Genomic DNA, 19305 nt, shown 5'->3' on the forward strand with positions numbered 1-19305 from the left:
TTTTACTCCTCTTCTTTATCGGAAACACCCATTATACTATAACCACTATCTACGTATATGGTTTGTCCTGTTATGCCCCTTGCCCATTCACTGCATAAGAATGCAGCTGTATCACCTACCTCTTCTATGGTGACATGTCTTCCAAGGGGACTTACTTTAACAGTGTGCTCCATTAGAATATGAAAACCAGTTATGCTATATGCAGATAGTGTTTTGATAGGTCCTGCTGATATGCAATTTACCCTTTGATTTTTCTTTGCTATATCAAAAGCTAAATACCTTGTGGCGCTTTCTAAAGCCGCTTTTGCTATACCCATAACGTTGTAATGAGGTACTACCTTTTGGGCTCCGTAGTAAGAAAGCGTCAAAAATGCCCCTTCTTCGTTCATGACGTTTGAGAATGCCCTAACCACAGCTATGAAAGAATAAACGGATATATCCATGGCTATGTTAAAACCAGACCTTGTGGTATCTATGACACCGTTTTTAAACTCATCTTTTGGAGCATAGGCTATAGAATGCACTACTATGTCTATGTTGTTCCAAGCTTCTTTTATGTTGTTTGCTAGGTTTTCTATGTCTTGGTCTTTGGATACATCGCATTCAAAAACAAGCTCAGTGCCAAGTTCTTCTGCTATAGGCATCACTCTTTTTTTCACAGATTCACCGGCGTAGCTTATAGCTATATCAGCTCCTTCTCTTTTGAAGCTTTTAGCTATACCATAGGCTATACTCTTATCGTTTGCTAAACCCATTATAAGAGCTTTTTTACCTTTTAATATCATCGTTATCTCCTATTTATTTATGAGTGTAAAAATTTAGATGCTTCTTCTGCAGTTTTGCCTTCGTGTACTATCATATACATGGCCCTTGTTATCTTTTTAGGGTCTTTGGCTTGGAATATATTTCTTCCTATAGAAAGCCCAGCTGCTCCAGCTTTTATGGCCCCTTCCACCATTTCAAGCACATCTTTTTCGGTTTTCATCTTGGGTCCCCCTGCTATCACCACAGGTATGTGGGTGCCTTTTACCACTTCTTTAAAAGACTCTACATCGCCGGTATATGGGACTTTTACAATATCAGCCCCAAGCTCTTCTCCTATCCTTGCGCAGTGGGCTACAAAAGTTTTATCGTATTGGTCTTGGGGTTTTATCTCATGACCTCTTGCGTATACCATCGCTAAAAGCGGCATACCCCATTCATCGCACACTTTTGACACATAACCAAAATCTCTTAGCATCTCTCTTTCCATTGGAGCCCCTATGTTTACGTGTATAGACACTGCATCCGCTCCAAGCCTTATAGCTTCTTCTACTGTGCAAACTAGCACCTTATCATTTTTTGTAGGTGAGTGATCTGTGGAAGCAGAAAGATGTATTATAAGACCTATGTCTTTCCCAGAGCCCCTGTGTCCTGCTTTTACAAGGCCTTTGTGCATTAAAACTGCATTGGCACCACCTTCTGATACGGCCTCTATGGTTTTTTTCATATCCACAAGACCCTCTATAGGTCCTGAGCTTACACCATGATCCATCGGTACTATGATGGTCTTTTGGGTTTCTCTGTTGATGATACGTTCAAGTCTTATTTTTTTACCGATACTCATTTTATGCCTCCTTTATAACAACGTGTTCAAAATCTGCTATCTGTTTTAGGCTTTTATAGATATTGTAAAGTAAGCTAAGTCTGTTGTTTCTAACATCTATATTTTCAGCCATAACAAGTATTTTATCAAAAAATTCATCTATTATCTTTTTCTTGTGGTCTATGTATTCCAATAGCTCTTTTGAGAGTTCTTTGTCTTTTATATCTTCTAATATCTTGTAAAGCTCTTTTTCTAAGTCGCTTTCAAAAAGCTCTTGTTTTATATCCTTTGGGCTAAAGTCTTTTGGTAGTATTTTTCTTATCCTTTTGTAGGCTTTTGCTATGTTTTCTACAATATCTCGGTTGGAAGATAAAAGCTCTATTTTGTTTTTTATATCTTTTACCTTAAGAGGGTCTTCTACCTCCAAAACAGCTCTTACTATGTCGTAAGGATATTCTTCAAAGTAAGTGTTTAGTCTTGTTTTGAAAAGGTTTTTGATGTGAGATAAAATCTCTTCGTAGCTAAGAAGCTTTTCTTTGTTTTCTAAAAGCTCAAAAACTTTTCCAAAAAGCTCTTCTAAATTTATATCAAGTTCATGATCTAAAATAGTTTTTATAATACCGTATATGTTTCTTTTTATACCGTAAGCATCCGATGTACCTTTTGGAATTTCACCAGCGGCAATAAGGGATACTATGTTGTCTGATTTTACTATGATACCAAGCAAAGCCCCTGTTTTGGTAGACTGAATACCTTCTATTTTATCAGGCATATATTGTTCTAAAAGGGCTTTTGACAGTTCTTCATCTTCGTTTTTTGCTTTTACATATATCATACCCATATAGCCTTGAAGCTCGTCAAACTCTTTTACCATGTTTGTAGCTATATCAAACAAAGAAAGTTCACAGGCTCTTATTAGTACGCTGTTTTGATGGTCTAAATACTCTCCCAAAGCTATATGCCTTTTGGTTTTATCAAACAGTGTTCCAAGCTTGTGATGAAACATAATACCCTTTAGCTCTTCCACGAAAAAATGAAAAGGTTTTTTTAGATCCTCGTTGTAGAAAAATATGGCATCTCTTAACCTTGCTTTTACCACTTTTTGATAACCGTTTTTTATATAACCTTTTTTATCTTCTATGTTTGATATACCAAAAAATATGTTTGTAATGCCATCTTTTTTTGTGGTAATAAACTTTTGATGATGAGCTAACACAGTTTTTATAACTATATCTGGTAAACTCAAAAACTCTTTTTCAAACTCCCCTATCACAATATATGGGTATTCTACCAAGTTTGTGATTTCATCTATAAGTTCCTCTTCGTAATCTGGTGTAACATTTAGTTCTTTGGCTTTTGATAAGACAAGATCTAATATGATGCTTTTACGCTCTTTGAATGTTGGTATTACGTAATGCTTTTTTAAAAGCTCTTCGTAGGCTTTTGCATGTTCTATTACAAACTCATTGGATAAAAACCTATGGCCTTTTGATGTGTTTTTATAAGGCAGTATTGGTCTGTCGTTTAAAACAAGGGCTATACCTCTTATGGGTCTTGGAAACCTCATAGAAGAGTTGTCCCATCTCATCATCTTTTTGTAGTTTAGAGATTTTATTATAAAATCTGGAAACTCTTTAAAAAGCTCTTCTATTGGTATACCACCGGTTTGTTTTTTTATGGCTATATAAACTCCTCCTTGTTTTTCGTATTTGAAAGTCTCTTCTAAAGAAGCGTTATTTTTCTTTAAAAAAGCCTCTAAAGCTTTTGTAGGAACTCCGTCTTTATAACAGGCTTCATAAGGAGGACCTATTACAAGGATTTCTTCTTTTTTGTTGTGATCTGGTAAATTTTCTATCAAAATACCTATTCTTCTCGGGGTTGTAAATAAGCTGATAGTTTTATCTTTTTCTATATTTTTATCTTTTAAAAAGCTTATTACTATATCTTTTAAGGTTTCGTTGGCTTTTAGTAAAAATAAAGAGGGTAGTTCTTCCGTTTGAAGCTCTAAAAGAATATCGTTCATAGGCTATTCTCCTTTTCTATGTATAAAGAAGCCACTAAAGAAGCCATTTGTTTTATGCGTTTTATGTAGTTTGTTCTTTCTTGGACAGATATAGCACCTCTTGCATCAAGAAGATTGAATGTATGAGAGCATTTTAATATGTAATCATAAGCTGGGTAAACGAGTTTTTCTTCTATAAGAGATTTTGCTTCTTGCTCATATATTTCAAAAAGCTTAAAAAGTCTATCTTGGTTTGATTTTTCAAAGTTGTAGATAGACCACTCTTTTTCAAACTCAAAGTATATATCTTTGTAAGTAAGATATTTGTTCCATTTTAAATCAAATACGTTGTCAACATTTTGAAGATACATAGCAATACGTTCAAGCCCGTAGGTGATTTCACAGGCTATAAGATCTAAATCTATATCCCCTGCTTGTTGGAAGTATGTAAACTGTGTTATCTCCATCCCATCTAACCACACTTCCCAACCAAGCCCCCAAGCCCCAAGTGTAGGGCTTTCCCAGTCATCTTCCACAAATCTAATATCGTGAAGGTTTTGATCTATACCAAGGGTTTCTAAGCTTTTAAGATAGAGCTCTTGAGAGTCTTCTTTGGCAGGTTTTAGTATCACCTGAAATTGAAAATAATGCTGAAGCCTGTTTGGGTTTTCCCCGTATCTTCCATCTTTTGGTCTTCTGGATGGTTCTACGTAAGCCCCGCTGAAGGGTTTTTTGCCAAGCACCCTTAAAAAAGTAGCTGGGTTCATAGTGCCAGCTCCCACTTCTATGTCGTATCCTTGCATTATGGCGCATCCATTTTTAGACCAAAAATCCTGAAGATTAAGTATTATATCCTGAAAATACACTTTCTACCTCCAAAACGCTTTTACGTATATGATCATGCTATACTATTATACCAGTTTATGGCTTTTAAGATAAAAACTATAGAAGATTTAAAAGAGTTTTTAAAAGATTATTTCAAAGATAAGAATGTAAAAATTTATCTGTTTGGTTCTAGGGCTTATGGAAACAATTCAGATTTTTCCGATGTTGATATAGCTATTGACACAGAAGAGGATATAACAGAGTATTTGACTTTGTTAAGATATATAATAGAAGAAAGCACGCTTCCTTACAAGGTGGATTTTGTGGATTTAAAGATGGCACCTCATCTTAAACCTATAGTTTACAAAAAAGGACAAAGATGGCTTTAGATAGATTGTTGTCAGATTTAAAAAATGCGTTTTCAAGGTTAAAAGAGTCCTACGATAAAACTATAAACTCTCAAAATACCGCCGATTATTCGTTTTTCAGAGATTCTACTATACAGCGGCTTGAGGTTACCATAGAGATTTTATGGAAAACTGTTAAAGAGTTTTTAAAATTAAAAGAAGGAATAGAATGCAGATCTCCAAAATCTTGTATAAGAGATTTTTTCGGGTCTGGCTATCTAAGTTCTCAGGATGTTGTTACACTTTTAGAGGCAATAGACGATCGAAATCTTACATCTCACACTTATCACGAAGAGGTTGCCGATAAGATTTTTCAAAATATTAAGAAATATCTACCTGTTATCAAAAGCGTAATAAATGAGATAGAAAAGAATATTTAAATTATGATTTTTCCAAAGCTCTTTTTAACTCACCAAGAAGATACAAAGAACCAAAGACAAATACATCATCTTTTAGATTTAAAATATCTTTTGCGTCTTCTAAAGTATGGGTTTTAAAACCTATACTTTTTGCATAATTTAGCATATTATCTATATCTTCTGCTCTTTTGTAGTGAATGGGTACAAACGTAATCTCATCAAAGTAAGCCCTTAGTATATCTAACTCTTTTTGCCATTCTTTGTCTTTTAAACTTCCCATCACAAGCCTTATATCAAAATGCTCTTTTATATCTTTTATTATCCTTACCAAAGCGCTTACGTTGTGAGCTCCATCTATCATTATAAGGGGTTTTTCTCTTATAATCTCCATACGCCCTTCCCAATAGGTTTTTTCTAACGCCCTTTTTATAAGCTCTTCTTTTGGTTTAAATAGAGCTTCTACCGTAGGTATACTAAGAAACGATGCCAATGCCAAAGCTCCGTTGTCTATTTGATGTTTGCCCCAAAGCCCAAGTTTTAGGCTTTTCATGTTAAAATCTAAAAAATTAAACTCTTCTATATAAGTGCTATGCTTATCTACATAACCTTTGTATTCAAAATCCTCCCCTGCTGCAAAAAGCTTTGTGTTTTGCTCTTTTGCTTTTTCTGTTGCCATTGGGTATAGTGGGTATCTGTTGTTTCCTATTAGAAGTGCTTTTGTGCCGTTTGCTATTTCAAGCTTTTCTGCTGCTATTTTATCTACAGTGTTGCCAAGCCATTTCATATGGTCTTTTCCTATGTTTGTTAAAACCCCAATAAAAGGTGAAGAGGCTCTGGTGCCGTCCCATCTTCCGCCCATTCCTACTTCCCATACTACTATATCTACATTTTTGTCTTTAAAGTATAAAAGCCCTATCAGAGTTATAGCTTCAAAGTAAGTTAGCTCAAATTTTTCAAATACAGGTTTTAGGCTTTTGACATAGTATTCTAACTCTTCATCTTTTATATGAATGTTGTTTACTCTTAATCTTTCGTTTTCTCTAACAAGATGAGGAGATACAAACCATCCGGTGTTAAGGCCATGCTCTATCAGAAGATAATTTAAAAAAGCGCAGGTAGAGCCTTTGCCGTTGGTACCGCCCACTATTACAGATTTATAGTGTTTTTCTGGGTTTCCTACGTAGTCTCTTGCTTTTAGTATTCTATCTAAAGTGGGGTTTATCTTGTAGTCTTTGCCCTCATAAAGGTCCCAGAGTTTCATATATTTATATGTTCACCTTCTTTTTTAAGCCATTCTATCGCTTCTTCTTTTGTCTTTATTGCACCTTCGTATTGAAGGTCTAATAGTTTATTTTTTAAAAGCCCAACGGTAGGCCCCTCTGGTATATTTAGTATATTCATTATATCTTTTCCACTAAGAAGTGGTTCTATACGCTTTGGTACATTTTTTAATTTAAATTCTATTATATTTTTTATGGTTTTTTCTAAAGCTTTCATAGTGGGCTCATCGTCTTTAGATCCCAAGGCATCTGCTATAGTTAGTATCATAAGAGGGTATATATCATCTTCTACTTCTCTTAAGAGCTTTCCATAGGCTCTTGGTGTGAGATGCTCCAAAGATTCCCTTAGATAAAATATCCTAAGGTGCATTCTTACCATTTTTTTTAAAAACCTTGAAAGATCTTCTCCAAAGGTAAGCTCATTAGATATTTTTGCTGTTAGTTCTTCTCCTACTTTGTCATGCTCGTAAAAGGTGATGTTACCTTTTTCATCTATTTTCATGGTGTGAGGCTTTCCTATGTCGTGTAGTAAAGCGCTTAGTTTTATAGCCTCTTTTGTGCCAAAATCCCCTAAAAATTGATAGGCTGCTATTTGGCTTTTTATAAAATATAAAAGCTCTTTGTCAAAGTTTACATCCTCATTTTCAAGGATTTTATCCGCATACTCATAGACTTTTAACGTATGTTTATCAAGGGGGTATATGTGATGATGCCCTTGATTTGAAACTTTTTTTATATCCTCTAAATATGGTATTATGCTGTAAATGGCATTTGTCTCAAAAAGAAGCTCCATTCCCTTGTAGGATTTTTTTAATTTTAAAAGCTTAAAAAGCTCTACTGCTATCCTTTCTTTTGCACTGGTTTTTATAAGTGTATGGTTTTCTTTTAAGAAATTTATAAAACCCTCTTCTAACTCAAACTCAAGCTCGTTTGCTATCCTTACTCCCCTTAAAAGCCTTATAGGGTCTTTTTTGAGATTTTCATAAGATATTGCTCTTACAAGTCCATTTTCTAAGTCTTTTATACCACCGGTTGGATCAAAAAGAATAGTTTGCTGAGCCCCCACAGATAGCACATCATCTAAGTTTACAGCTATTGCGTTGCAGGTAAAATCTCTATCTTTTAAATCTTTTTCAAGGATCTTCTCCCACTCTTCAGGGCCTGGTCTTAGACCAAAAAAACTTTTTAATCCACCACTTTCTAATATTGCTATATCAAATCTATATTTGAAACTTCCTTCGTTAAATACTATAGTGGCTATTTTGTTTCTTTTTATCCAAGGCTCTTTTTTTTCAAACTCAAATACATCGGCTTTTATGTTGTATGTTTGGAAAAGAAGTTCTTTAAAACGGTTTGCAACAGTTATTGGTTCTTGAGTGGTTATAATATCCACATCTACACTTTTGTCTATTGGTTTTCCTATTATTCTATCTCTTACGTATCCTCCCACCAAGAAAGCGTAGTGGTCTCTATCAAGGCATTTTGCTAAAAGGTCAAAGTGCGTGAGGTAAAAATTTAATCCGTGGGCGGTATGTTTTTTGCCAAAAATCTCTATTATATCACTCATAAAACCATCTTTTTAAATAACCATACAAAGAAATATATGCAAAAATAAGGCTTATATCGAAAAGCATATTACCAAATTTTACCTCACCAAGAAGTATTACAATGATACTAAACATCTCAAAAAACGCCTTTATTTTTCCACTTAAAATAGCCCCTTTGTCTTTATTCTTTGCTATGCTTCTTAGAAAAGACACCGTTAGTTCTCTTATCATCAAAAACGTAGCTGCATAGGGGTTTAACATATGTTTGTATAAAAGCCCCATAACCGCTGTTAAAACTAAGATTTTATCTGCAAAAGGGTCATACACTTTTCCAAACTCTGTGATAGCGTTGTTGTTTCTTGCAATAGAGCCATCAAACCAATCCGATATTGCTCCTATACTAAATGTTATAAGAGCTATAAAGTAGTGAGAAGATATTATAAAGTAAAAGGCCACTATGCCACAAAATATTCTAAGAGTAGTTATAAAATTTGCCATAACTTTTTAACAAAAATCATTTATATTATAATTGATGTGCGGTGTTTTTGGCGTTTATTTGAACGAAGAGGAAACTTTAGATTTCCCAAAGGCAGCAACGTTTGCTTACTTTGGTATATACGCTCTGCAGCATAGAGGCCAAGAGAGCGCTGGTATATGCTCTTATTATGAGGATGATATTAAAAGAGTTGCTAACAAAGGCCTTGTGCTGGAGGCCATTTCCAAAGAAGAGTTAAAAAATTTAAAAGGTAAGGTAGCTATATCTCACGTTAGATATTCTACTGCTGGTGGTGATTCTGCTCAAAATATTCAACCTATAGTTAGAGAAAGTAAAAGGTTTGGAAAAGTGGCTGTAGTTCATAACGGAAACCTTACAAACTATAACTTTCTAAGAAGGCTTCTTGTTGCAAACGAAGTGGAGTTAAAATGCTCTTCTGATACAGAGGTGTTTTTAGGGCTTTTAGATGTAGTAGAAAAAGATGCATCTATAAATGCTCATATGTTGGATGAAGAGCTTATACCCTATCTTGTTAGTGTTTTAAAGCTTGTGGAGGGAGCTTATAGCATACTTATGATAATAAACGGTAAGCTTATAGCCGCTAGGGATCCTCTTGGTTTTAGGCCACTTTTGATGGGGAGACGTCAAGACGCTATCGTATTTGCCTCTGAGACTTGTGCTTTTGATATTATAGAAGCGGATTATTGGCGTGAGATAAAGCCTGGGGAAATCACTATAGTAGATGAAAATGGTATAAGAACTTACTTTTTTGCTAAAAGCCCAAAACCAAAAAAATGCATCTTTGAGCATGTATATTTTGCAAGACCTGATAGCTTTATATTTTCTGAATACTCTTACAACGTTAGAAAGAAAATGGGTATGGAACTTGCTAAAGAGGACGATATAACTCCAGATATAGTGATTCCAGTGCCGGATTCTGGTATGCCAGCAGCCATAGGATATAGCCAATACAAGAATATTCCCTACGAAATGGGACTTGTTAGAAATCACTATATAGGAAGGACATTTATAGCTCCTACTCAAGATATTAGAAATCTAAGCGTTTTGATGAAGCTAAATCCAAACAAAGGTATTATAAAGGATAAAAGCATAGTGGTGATAGATGATTCTATTGTAAGGGGGACTACCTCAAAGCGTATAGTAAACCTTTTAAAAGAAGCCGGAGCCAAAGAAGTACATATGAGGATAGCTTCTCCACCAGTTATAGGGCCTTGTTATTACGGTATAGACACGCCCACAAAAGAAGAGCTTATGGCAAGCCATATGTCTGTGGAAGATATAAGAAGGTTTATAGGAGCCGATTCTTTAAAATATTTATCCTTAGAAGGGCTTATGAGGTCTGTTCAAGAACCAGATTCTTTTTGTGATGCTTGCTTTACAGACAATTACCCTGTAGAGGTAAAGCTATGAACGAATTTGCAAAACTCCTAATAATATTTGGTTTTATACTCATTGGTTTCGGGCTTTTGATAATGGTATTTGGAAAATTAAACATACCAATTGGAAGGCTTCCGGGAGATATTGTTTATAAAAATGGAAACTTTGTGTTTTACTTTCCTTTAATGAGCTCTATAATTTTAAGTATTTTACTAACAATATTGTTAAATATTCTTTTTAGAAGATAAAGCATAATTTGTTATAATATGTTGAATGATATGGTTTGATATAGTAACACCTAAAGCAGCCCTTTTTTTTAGTCCCATAATAAGAAAATTTGATAGCCAAGGGGAGCATGTTTTAATTACCACCAGAAAATCAGAAGGCTATGAGGAGATTGTAGAGCTTCTTGATATGCTTAATATCCCTTACGAAGTTGTAGGGGGATTTGGGGGTGGTACCCTAAACGGCAAGCTTCATGCGAGCATAGAAAGAATGTATCAAATGACAAAAGTTCTTGATAAGTACAATCCAGATATTATGGTAAGCATATGCTCTGTGGATGCCAACAGAGTTGCTTACGGGCTTAGTATACCTATAGTAAATTTTTACGATATACCTTTATCTGATTATAAGTATGATTTTAAAAAAGCTCTACCTCAGGCAAGGCTTACGCTTCCTCTTTCTACTGTGGCCCTAAAGCCTTTTGTAGTGCCAGATGAGATATTTTATAGGTTTGCTTTGGAAAAAGATCAGGTTTACACATACGATTTCATAGATCCTTTGATATGGCTTTATGATTTTAAACCAGATATAAACTATGTAAAGGATGTAATGAAGATACCTTTAGATAAACCTATTATAGTGGTAAGGGAAGAGGAGTTTAAAGCCTCTTACGTGATGAAAAAATACAGCCTTTTGTATGATGGGCTTTTAGAATTAAAAGATAAAATAGATGCAACGTTTGTAATAATACCAAGGTACGAGGCAGAGCCCTTAAAAGAGCTTTTTGATTTTGCCATCATATTAGAAAAAAAATACAAGATACAGCATCTTCTTGCATACGCATCTTTGTTTATCGGAGGTGGTGGTACCATAAACCTTGAAGCCACTTACTTTGGAACACCTGTTATATCCACAAGAAGCTTTATAAGTCATTACGATAAGTATGTGGTGGATGTGGGGCTTATGAAATGGGTAAACGACAAAGACTCTTTGGTAAATACCGCTTTAAAGCTTATAGGAAAACGCTTCGATGAGCTTGCTCAAAACGTTTGGGGTTCTATGAAGGTGGATTTAGATTTTCTAACAGATACTATTTTAAAAGCCAAAGACCTAAAAAGATATTGATATGTGTGGTATATTGGGACTTTTTGGAAATCCAGCAAGTCTGCCACGGTCTAAATCCATAGATACAAATCTTTTTAAAAAAGCTTTAGATAAAATAGCTCATAGAGGACCAGATGCTCATGGTATCTACCAAAACGAAGATATCATATTTGGCCATAGAAGACTTTCTATCATAGATTTATCGCCTTTGGGCAATCAGCCTATGGTGGATGAAGAAACAGGCGACAAGGGTTCCACGGTTAATGTTATCGTTTTTAACGGAGAGATCTATAATTTTAAATCCATAAGGGATTTTTTAATATCAAAAGGAATAAACTTTAACTCATCTTCGGACACCGAAGTGCTTTTAAAAGCTTATAGATATTTTGGTGTAGAGGTCCTTAGCAAGCTAAGAGGTATGTTTTCTTTTTGTATATACGATGCAGATAAAAAATCTCTCTTTTTTGCAAGGGATAGGTTTGGTAAAAAACCCTTTTATTATGCTTTTATAAAAGATAACTTTTTATTTTCATCGGAGATAAAAGCACTGCTTGAGTTTTTTGACAAAACGCCACTTCCAGATAAAGATTCTATGGCAGATTATTTTAGATATTTGGCCCCTTCTTATGGAAAGACTATGTATGAGGGTATATATAAGCTTCCTCCTTCTTGTTTTGGGATTTTAGATAAAAATGGGCTTAGTATAAAAGAGTATTACAATCCCCTTGATTATCTTTCTAAAAGCTATCAAAACGAAGATCAAATACTAAAAGATATAGAAAATAAGCTTATAGAATCTATTGAGCTTAGGCTTGTGGGAGATGTGGAAGTGGCATCGCTTCTTTCTGGAGGTCTTGATTCTTCTTTTGTAAGCGCTTTGTATTCAAAGATCGCCAAAGAAACATTTGGTAAAAATATAAACACATTTTCTATAGGGTACAGCGAGTATGAGCACTACAGCGAGCTTGATTGGGCTTTGAAAGTTTCAAAGTTTATTGGATCAAGCCATCATCCTATCAACATAAACTCAAAGGATTTTATAGAGAAAATAGATGAGGTGGTTTATTTTTTAGATGAGCCTATAAACGATCCTGCCACTTTGCCCACATACGTTATATCTTCTTACATCAAACAAAACGGTATAAAAGTTGCTCTTTCTGGAGAGGGTTCTGATGAGCTATTTTTTGGATACGATCTTTATTATAAGTATCTAAACTATGAAGATATCTCTAAAAGCCTAAAAAAACCTCATAAAGAACTTATATTAGAATCACTTTCAGACAAGAATTTGGACGTGGCAGACTTGTGGGACGTGGCAGACTTGTCTAAAGCATCGGAGCTTTTAAAAAGAGCTTTAAAAGATGAGATTATCTTTAGGACTATAGGGGAGTGTTTTACAAACGATGAGCTTAAAAGGTTTTTAAGATTTTCTTATGAGAGTGATAATATTGAGCTATTTTCAAAAAGATTTGAGCCTTTTTCTCATCATCATATATCTATATGGTATTACTTTGTAGATATGTATATGTGGATAGGGGAAGTGCTTATGATGAAAGTGGATAAAATGGCTATGGCTCATTCTGTAGAACTAAGAGCACCTATGCTTGATCATGAACTTCATCAGCTTGTGTTAAATGTAGATCCAGCACTTCGTATATCAAACCAAAACAAACACCTTCTTAAGAAAATAGCTATAAAATATCTACCAGAAGAGATAGTGTATAGAAGGAAAAAGGGATTTTCTTATCCATTTATAGAATGGTTTTACAAAGAAAAGAAAAACTTTTTGGAAGATTGGCTTAAGATAAACAAAGAACATGGATTTTTTGATGAAGGGTTTTTGAGATTTTTATATGAAAATGGTAATTCAAAAGCTTACAAACACCACGTCTGGGCGGTGGAGATATTTAATAGATGGTTTAAGAAAACTTATCTATCCAATTGAGTCTTCTATCCATTTTAGGTAAGACTCTATACCAGATTCTATGTTAAGTGATACAATCTCTGGTACTGTGTATGGGTGAATAGCTTTTACCTTTTCTATCAAAAGCACAATCTTTTCTTTTAGGGTTTTTACAATAAGAAGAGATTCTTCTGAGGTTTCGATCTCTCCTTTCCACCAGTATATAGACTCCACACCGCTTATTATGTTAACGCAAGCCCCAAGCTTTTGTTCTACTATAAACTTAGCAATATCCTTTGCTTTATCTTTTGGTGTTGTGATTAAAACTACTGCATAGTTTGATCCCATAGTTAATATTATAACATATTATAATAAAACATATGGAGATCGATTTAAAGTTAAAAAGCTTGTATGGTAAAGATAGAGCAAGCGTTGAAGAGCTTATTTCAAATAGAGCTGGTAAGAGTATACTGCCTTATGAGATAGTATTTAACGATGATGTTGATTGGGAAAAGTATGTCACAGAAGAACTTAGGGAGTATTTTGAAAAAGCCTGCGTTATATATTCAAACTACAGCTATCTTATAAAAAGGAAAAAGCCTTTACCTTTTGTAGATAAAAAGATATCAAACGAGGATGTGAGGAGATTTTTTGAAGTTTTGAGAGCTCTTTAAATGGATATAATAAGCGTTTTTAAAGATATCGCCATAAAGACCAAAGAACCGTTGGAGATAATAATAGTAGGAGCGCAGTCAATTACAATGGATATAGATGCAGAAGTGATAAGAGGAGATGTGGAAAAGCTTAATACTTCAAAATAAAAGTCGTTTTCTATTAGAACGAATTTGAGTCAAAAACGTTTTGATACAAAACGTTTGATAAGTTCAGATGGACTGTTAAATAGAACTTATAGTTTTTGTTGTGATTAAAACTATTGCATAGTTTGATACCATAGTTAATATTATAGCATGGGAATTTTTGCAGAAGACTTAATAAACTTTGGCAACCTAATGGAAGCTACCATAGATTTCCCGATAAATCAAAAAAAGTTAGAAAATATATTGGAAGTCCCGGTTTATTTAGAGCCACATGTAATGGATGTGGTGGTAAAAAAGAAGTTTTTGGCTTTTAGCAAAGATTATAAAATAAGGTTAAAAGAAGGGGAATATTTTATAAACGATAGAAAAGCTGGTAAAAGGGCTATTGGGTTTGATATGCTTTTGGAAAAAGATATAGAGCTTTTGCCAAACGCTTTTGAGGTGATAAATGGAAAGCCTTATATAAACTTTTGGCCTTATATAAAGGCATCTGAGCTTTATACCAAGGTGCCAAATCAGTTTAAAGAGCGTGTTATAATAAAGGACTACGAGATTAAAAGTGGAAATCTTGTGTTGAAGTTGGGAGTTCAGAAATGAAAGGACTTGTTCATATATGTTGTGCACCAGATAGTATATACTTTTTAGAAAAGCTAAAAAACGATTACAAAGACTACGAATGGATAGGATTTTTCTACGATCCAAACATACATCCTAAAACAGAGTATGATTTGAGGCTAGTAGAAACAAAAAGAGTGTGTGAGAAGCTAGGTATACCGCTTATAGAAGGAAAATATGACGACGATGCATGGCTTTTGGCGGTAGAAGGTCTTGAAAAAGAACCAGAAAAGGGTAAGCGCTGTGAAGTTTGTTTTGATATAAGATTAAAAGAGTCTTTTGAGATTGCAAGAAGTTTAGATGCTAAAGCTATTACCACTACGCTTTTGATGAGTCCAAAAAAAAGTATAAATCAAATAAATTATGTAGCTTCTATCTTTTCTAAGGAGTACGGTATAGATTTTATAAGCGTAGATTATAGAAAGGGTGGTGGGGTTCAGATAATGCACGAGCTTACAAAACTAAACGAAATATACTCCCAAGATTATTGCGGATGCATACATGGGCTTTTTAATCAAAAACCAGATACAGAGCTTTTTATGTGGGCAAAGATTAGCCCTGGTTCCAAAGAAGAGCTTCTTTTTATAAAAAGTATTAGGCTTTTAGCAGAGTCAATGGGATTTTATACAAAAGAGATAAACTTTAGCTTCTTAGGTTGGGATTTACTTAATGGGTATATCTTTGTAGATGATGAGCCAATCCCTTCTTACATAAGGTATTATTCAAAACCTACCAACGGTGTTGTGAAGGCAAATATAGATTTTTCTATTTCAAAAGAAGATGTTTTATACCTTACGAAACAAAATGTAAAAATAATCTTTTCAAAAGAGTTTGTGGCAAACAAAGATGTTTCACCGTGTTTTATAGTAGATGAGGAGTATAAAGAAAAACTTCTCAACGCCAAAAAGATAAAAGCACATATAAAATCAGAGCTTTCTTATAAAGATTCCAGTATTTTGATAATCTCTAAAAGCCCTATAAAAGATATATCTAGTATAAAAGCTTACAAAACCTATGAAGGATACTTTGATAAACCAAGTTTTGATGTAGAGGATATAATTTTAAACTTAAAAGAGGATGAAGCCGTTTGTTTTGTAGGGGCTTTTGAGATGGGTGGTTTTGAAAAACTTACGGAGTTTTTTGATGGAAAAGAAATTTCTTATAATAGCTGGTCCTTGTGTAATAGAGTCTTATGAGCTTTGCTTTGAAGTGGCCTCTCATTTAAAAGAGTTTTCTTTAAAGTATAAGGAGTTTGATTTTGTATTTAAGGCTTCTTTTGATAAGGCCAATAGAACATCTGTAAACTCTTATAGAGGGCCTGGTCTTGAAAAAGGTCTCGAGATTTTAAAAAGAATAAAAGAAGAATTTTCTATGCCAGTTACCACGGATGTGCATGAAACTTATCAAGTAAAACCTGTGGCAGAGGTGGTGGATATCATTCAAATACCGGCTTTTTTATGTAGGCAAACGGATTTACTTCTTGCCGCTGCAGAAACTGGTAAAAGTGTGAACGTTAAAAAAGGACAATTTTTAGCTCCCTGGGACACTAAGTATATAATAGATAAGCTAAAATCAAAAAACAAAGACGCTACATTTTATCTTACAGAAAGAGGTTCCTCCTTTGGCTATAACAACCTTGTAGTGGACATGAGATCGCTACCTATTATGAGACAGTATGCAAAAGTTATATTTGATGCTACTCACAGCGTCCAGCTTCCTGGTGGTGCAGGTGGGTCTTCTTCAGGTCAAAGGGAATTTGTGCCGTATCTTATAAGGGCTGCTGTGGCAGTGGGCGTAGACGGGGTTTTTATGGAAACGCATCCAAATCCAGAAAAGGCGCTGTCCGATGGTCCAAATTCCATACCTTTGAAAGATTTAGAGGGCATTTTGATTCAAATAAAAGCCATAAAACAAGCTTTAGATGATATAAACCAAAGTTAAATATGAAAGACAATGAAAAAGATATCGTTATCAAAGATAAATTTTTAGAGCAAAACGATAGAAACATAGAAGACTTTCAAGCTATAAAAGATTTTTTCCTTGATTTAAAACAAAGCAGTTTTTATCTTTCTTATGCAGAAGAGCTTTATCTTGATCATATTTTAAAGAAGAAAGTTCCTAAAGAAGTGATAATAAGTGGTATAGAAAAATATATGTATAGGCTTCCAGAGTTTAAAAGAAGAAAGGCTATGCTTTTTATGTGTGATAACGATATAAATGCCTCTATCACAGATTTTATAAGAAGAATGTGGGCAAATTCCGATGAACATTGGTATATAGGAAGGTTTGATTTACATATAAAACGCCTTAAATACACCGGCCTAGACAAAAAATACAATATAAATTTAGACAAAATCCCTTATCCTACCACAGAAGAAGAAGCTGCAAGCATTTTAAACCGAATAAAAAAGCAGATTTTCGAAAAAGAGTGGGATTCGCTTAGCCAAGAGGCAAAATCTATGATCCTTCAAAAATACGAAAAGTTTAAAAAATTCCCAGAGCTTTACGATAAAATGATTATGGATCATGTTTTACGTGTTTTAAACTTGGATTGGATAGATTTATATACACTGTCTTAATGTTTAAACCTTAAATTTGCAACAAGTCTGCCACGCATAATTTGACAAACATCTTAGTAACCTATATATTTATAGTATGGAATCTGTAGAGGGAAGACTTTCAGAACTTGAAGAGATGCTGAAAGAGCTTATGGCTGGTATGTTGATGCTTCAAAAAAGCAATAATGAAATGAGTAAAAACATAGAATCTCTATATGAAATTACAAAAGAGAATGTAAGGAGTATAGAAGAACTTAGAAAAAGTGTAGAAGAACTAAACAAAAGCATGGAACAGTCCCAAAAAGAACATGAAAAGATATGGCAAAGCATTAGAGAAAATGCAGAAAAAGCGGAAAAAGAACACGAGAAGATATGGGAAAGTATAAGAGAAAATGCAGAAAAAGCGGAAAAAGAACACGAGAAGATATGGCAAAGCATTAGAGAAAATGCAGAAAAAGCGGAAAAAGAACACGAGAAGATATGGCAAAGTATAAGAGAGAATGCTGAGAAATCAAGCAAAGAAAATGAGAAGATATTGCAACGTATAGATAAGATGGAAAAAAACCATGAAAAAGAGATAAAGCGCTTCAATAAAGAGTGGGGAGCTTTGTCAAACAAACTTGGGACTATAGTAGAAGATATTATATTTCCAGCCACAAGACCAGTGTTAGAAAGCTATTTTAAATGCAAGATAACCTATATAAGCACAAATATAGAAAAAGTAAAAGGTAAATTGGAAGGTGAATTTGATATAGTAGCCACAAGCGATAAATGTAAGACTGTATTTCTTATAGAAGTAAAATCCTCACCAAGGATAGATTATGTAAATGAGTTTAAAGAAAAAAAATTAAAGCTTTTTAGAGAACTTTTTGAAGAATACAAAGATTACAAGCTTATACCTATTTTTGCATCTTTAAGAATAAAATCAGATATATTAAAATACCTTACCAAGCAAAACATATATGCTATGGCTTTTAGAGAATGGGAGTATATGGATTTGTTAAATTTTAAGCAAGTATATAAAAGATTAAAAGATACTTAAAGCTTTAAGTATTTTTAAAAGCCTAAACATTGTCTGTTGGTTTCGTATACCATCTTTTCTATCTTATCAATGCTATTTGCAGTGATAAATTTTCAAATATAATATTGAGGGTTTGAAGGTTTTGTTCCAAACCTTATGTATATGAGCTTATAAAATCTCTTCAATCTTACTAGCAAGTATCACCTTCTTAAACATCTCATCTAAAACTTTTATATCGTCTGTGGTTTCTATCTTCTCTTCAAGCTCTTTTGGCAGTACTCCAAACTTGATAAGGATAGCGCTCTTAACGTCATCTTTTTTAGCCTTAATTAACCCTTTTTGTAATCCTTCCATCATCCACTTTTCTGTTAGTGTCATAACCTTCTTATCACCTCCTGTTAGTTCTTTTAAAATACTTTCAACCTCTTCAGGGTTATCCTTCACAGATACAATATAATCAAGTACTATAAATATGCAATGAGATTTTTCTATATAATCGTGGGTTTTGATATAATCAGCTATAAGCTCAAGTACTTTTATAAAGCCTTTTATGCTATCAAATATATGCTTCATTGCAAGCATAGCCCATTGTGCGCAAAGATCTTGGTATGTCTCACTTATAATATCTTCATCAGATATTTGATTTAGATCTATAAGTATATAATTTAGTTTAGATACATATTTTTCTAAGTTTTGGTCTTCTAATACTGGTAAAGATGTGGGTATATTCCATTCACCTTTTCCATGGTAAAAAACAATATTGATAATAGGAGGATAATACTCTTTTCCTTTTATAGCCTCTTCCCAGATAGCACTGTTATAGTAAGAAAGCTGAACTGGTAGTTCTTTATCAAGATAAGATTTATGTTCAAGTACAATCCTTATATAAGCATCTTGATCTTTTACCTTGCAGCTAAAAAGTAAATCAAGCATAAACTTTTGAAATTTAGAAGAAAACTTTTCTGTATTTACTAAGCTTATAGAGTTTATACTTTTAGCTACATCTTTAGCAAAGATATCAAGAAGCAATTTTACTCTCTTAGGATCAGAAAATATCTGCTTAAAAAATGAATCGTGTGGTTGTATATCCATAAATCTATTTTAATACAAAGAAGGCGGGGGAAGTTATACTTTTTTGGCTAGTAAAAATACCTTTGGTACA

General features: G+C 33.8%; 22 protein-coding genes. 13 read left to right on the forward strand and 9 right to left on the reverse strand.

Going from position 1 to position 19305, the window contains the following annotated elements:
* Nucleotides 1-2: 2 nt before the first annotated feature.
* From HY04AAS1_RS08005 to HY04AAS1_RS08020, 4 genes are read right to left on the reverse strand one after another with little or no spacing between them, the layout of a single operon-like run.
* Nucleotides 3-785 carry an enoyl-ACP reductase gene (locus HY04AAS1_RS08005; RefSeq protein ID WP_012514620.1) on the reverse strand — a complete coding sequence of 261 codons (783 nt, stop codon included), beginning with the start codon at nucleotides 783-785 and terminating at the stop codon, nucleotides 3-5.
* Between the two features lie 17 nt (nucleotides 786-802).
* Complete coding sequence (locus HY04AAS1_RS08010; RefSeq protein WP_012514621.1) at nucleotides 803-1606, reverse strand: 2-amino-3,7-dideoxy-D-threo-hept-6-ulosonate synthase; 804 nt, start codon at nucleotides 1604-1606, stop codon at nucleotides 803-805.
* A gap of 1 nt (nucleotide 1607) precedes the next feature.
* Nucleotides 1608-3608, reverse strand: coding sequence for a glycine--tRNA ligase subunit beta (gene glyS, locus HY04AAS1_RS08015; protein WP_012514622.1), 2001 nt, complete (start codon nucleotides 3606-3608; stop codon nucleotides 1608-1610).
* Nucleotides 3605-4453 (reverse strand): glycine--tRNA ligase subunit alpha, encoded by an 849-nt coding sequence (locus HY04AAS1_RS08020; RefSeq protein ID WP_012514623.1) that lies wholly within the window; start codon nucleotides 4451-4453, stop codon nucleotides 3605-3607. Before HY04AAS1_RS08020 ends, glyS begins: the two co-directional genes overlap by 4 nt.
* Before the next feature lie 57 nt (nucleotides 4454-4510).
* Between HY04AAS1_RS08020 and HY04AAS1_RS08025 the strand changes: the two genes are divergently transcribed.
* Nucleotides 4511-4801: a nucleotidyltransferase domain-containing protein gene (locus HY04AAS1_RS08025; RefSeq protein WP_012514624.1), complete on the forward strand. Its 291-nt coding sequence runs from the start codon at nucleotides 4511-4513 to the stop codon at nucleotides 4799-4801.
* Complete coding sequence (locus HY04AAS1_RS08030) at nucleotides 4792-5199, forward strand: HI0074 family nucleotidyltransferase substrate-binding subunit (RefSeq protein ID WP_012514625.1); 408 nt, start codon at nucleotides 4792-4794, stop codon at nucleotides 5197-5199. The genes HY04AAS1_RS08025 and HY04AAS1_RS08030 overlap by 10 nt, the downstream gene beginning before the upstream one ends.
* 1 nt (nucleotide 5200) lies before the next feature.
* Here HY04AAS1_RS08030 and HY04AAS1_RS08035 read toward each other — a convergent pair whose 3' ends face one another.
* The 3 genes from HY04AAS1_RS08035 to HY04AAS1_RS08045 are packed head-to-tail and all read right to left on the reverse strand — an operon-like array spanning nucleotide 5201 to nucleotide 8503.
* Complete coding sequence (locus HY04AAS1_RS08035) at nucleotides 5201-6439, reverse strand: folylpolyglutamate synthase/dihydrofolate synthase family protein (RefSeq protein ID WP_012514626.1); 1239 nt, start codon at nucleotides 6437-6439, stop codon at nucleotides 5201-5203.
* Nucleotides 6436-8025: an HD domain-containing protein gene (locus HY04AAS1_RS08040; RefSeq protein WP_012514627.1), complete on the reverse strand. Its 1590-nt coding sequence runs from the start codon at nucleotides 8023-8025 to the stop codon at nucleotides 6436-6438. Before HY04AAS1_RS08040 ends, HY04AAS1_RS08035 begins: the two co-directional genes overlap by 4 nt.
* Entirely contained in the window at nucleotides 8018-8503 is a 486-nt protein-coding gene (locus HY04AAS1_RS08045; RefSeq protein WP_012514628.1) for a CDP-alcohol phosphatidyltransferase family protein, read from the reverse strand. Before HY04AAS1_RS08045 ends, HY04AAS1_RS08040 begins: the two co-directional genes overlap by 8 nt.
* A 34-nt stretch (nucleotides 8504-8537) precedes the next feature.
* On the opposite strand from HY04AAS1_RS08045, the gene purF reads away from it, so the two are divergent.
* From purF to asnB, 4 genes are read left to right on the forward strand one after another with little or no spacing between them, the layout of a single operon-like run.
* Nucleotides 8538-9932, forward strand: coding sequence for an amidophosphoribosyltransferase (gene purF, locus HY04AAS1_RS08050; RefSeq protein ID WP_012514629.1), 1395 nt, complete (start codon nucleotides 8538-8540; stop codon nucleotides 9930-9932).
* Nucleotides 9929-10147, forward strand: coding sequence for a DUF2905 domain-containing protein (locus tag HY04AAS1_RS08055; RefSeq protein WP_012514630.1), 219 nt, complete (start codon nucleotides 9929-9931; stop codon nucleotides 10145-10147). Before purF ends, HY04AAS1_RS08055 begins: the two co-directional genes overlap by 4 nt.
* A gap of 25 nt (nucleotides 10148-10172) precedes the next feature.
* Entirely contained in the window at nucleotides 10173-11249 is a 1077-nt protein-coding gene (locus HY04AAS1_RS08060) for a DUF354 domain-containing protein (protein WP_012514631.1), read from the forward strand.
* Between the two features lies 1 nt (nucleotide 11250).
* Nucleotides 11251-13173: an asparagine synthase (glutamine-hydrolyzing) gene (gene asnB / locus HY04AAS1_RS08065; protein WP_012514632.1), complete on the forward strand. Its 1923-nt coding sequence runs from the start codon at nucleotides 11251-11253 to the stop codon at nucleotides 13171-13173.
* On the opposite strand, the gene cutA is transcribed toward asnB, so the two are convergent.
* Nucleotides 13162-13479 (reverse strand): divalent-cation tolerance protein CutA, encoded by a 318-nt coding sequence (gene cutA, locus HY04AAS1_RS08070; protein ID WP_012514633.1) that lies wholly within the window; start codon nucleotides 13477-13479, stop codon nucleotides 13162-13164. The two genes, asnB and cutA, sit on opposite strands and share 12 nt — an antisense overlap.
* Before the next feature lie 32 nt (nucleotides 13480-13511).
* Between cutA and HY04AAS1_RS08075 the strand changes: the two genes are divergently transcribed.
* The 7 genes from HY04AAS1_RS08075 (at nucleotide 13512) to HY04AAS1_RS08100 (ending at nucleotide 18164) form a co-directional block, all read left to right on the forward strand.
* Nucleotides 13512-13805, forward strand: coding sequence for a hypothetical protein (locus HY04AAS1_RS08075; RefSeq protein WP_012514634.1), 294 nt, complete (start codon nucleotides 13512-13514; stop codon nucleotides 13803-13805).
* On the forward strand, nucleotides 13806-13952 hold the full coding sequence (locus HY04AAS1_RS08455; protein WP_012514635.1) for a hypothetical protein: 147 nt from the start codon (nucleotides 13806-13808) through the stop codon (nucleotides 13950-13952). It begins immediately after the preceding gene.
* Nucleotides 13953-14099: 147 nt separating this feature from the next.
* Nucleotides 14100-14546 (forward strand): hypothetical protein, encoded by a 447-nt coding sequence (locus HY04AAS1_RS08080; RefSeq protein WP_012514636.1) that lies wholly within the window; start codon nucleotides 14100-14102, stop codon nucleotides 14544-14546.
* Nucleotides 14543-15760 (forward strand): epoxyqueuosine reductase QueH, encoded by a 1218-nt coding sequence (locus HY04AAS1_RS08085; protein ID WP_012514637.1) that lies wholly within the window; start codon nucleotides 14543-14545, stop codon nucleotides 15758-15760. The genes HY04AAS1_RS08080 and HY04AAS1_RS08085 overlap by 4 nt, the downstream gene beginning before the upstream one ends.
* Nucleotides 15708-16505, forward strand: coding sequence for a 3-deoxy-8-phosphooctulonate synthase (gene kdsA, locus HY04AAS1_RS08090; protein ID WP_012514638.1), 798 nt, complete (start codon nucleotides 15708-15710; stop codon nucleotides 16503-16505). The genes HY04AAS1_RS08085 and kdsA overlap by 53 nt, the downstream gene beginning before the upstream one ends.
* A 2-nt stretch (nucleotides 16506-16507) precedes the next feature.
* Nucleotides 16508-17143: a hypothetical protein gene (locus tag HY04AAS1_RS08095; protein ID WP_012514639.1), complete on the forward strand. Its 636-nt coding sequence runs from the start codon at nucleotides 16508-16510 to the stop codon at nucleotides 17141-17143.
* 76 nt (nucleotides 17144-17219) lie between these two features.
* Nucleotides 17220-18164, forward strand: coding sequence for a hypothetical protein (locus HY04AAS1_RS08100; protein WP_012514640.1), 945 nt, complete (start codon nucleotides 17220-17222; stop codon nucleotides 18162-18164).
* A 147-nt stretch (nucleotides 18165-18311) separates the two neighbouring features.
* On the opposite strand, the gene HY04AAS1_RS08105 is transcribed toward HY04AAS1_RS08100, so the two are convergent.
* A complete protein-coding gene (locus tag HY04AAS1_RS08105) occupies nucleotides 18312-19235 on the reverse strand; it encodes an Rpn family recombination-promoting nuclease/putative transposase (protein WP_012514641.1) in 924 nt (307 codons plus the stop codon).
* Between the last annotated feature and the right edge of the window lie 70 nt (nucleotides 19236-19305).

This window comes from Hydrogenobaculum sp. Y04AAS1 (assembly GCF_000020785.1).
Taxonomy (GTDB): Bacteria; Aquificota; Aquificia; order Aquificales; family Aquificaceae; genus Hydrogenobaculum.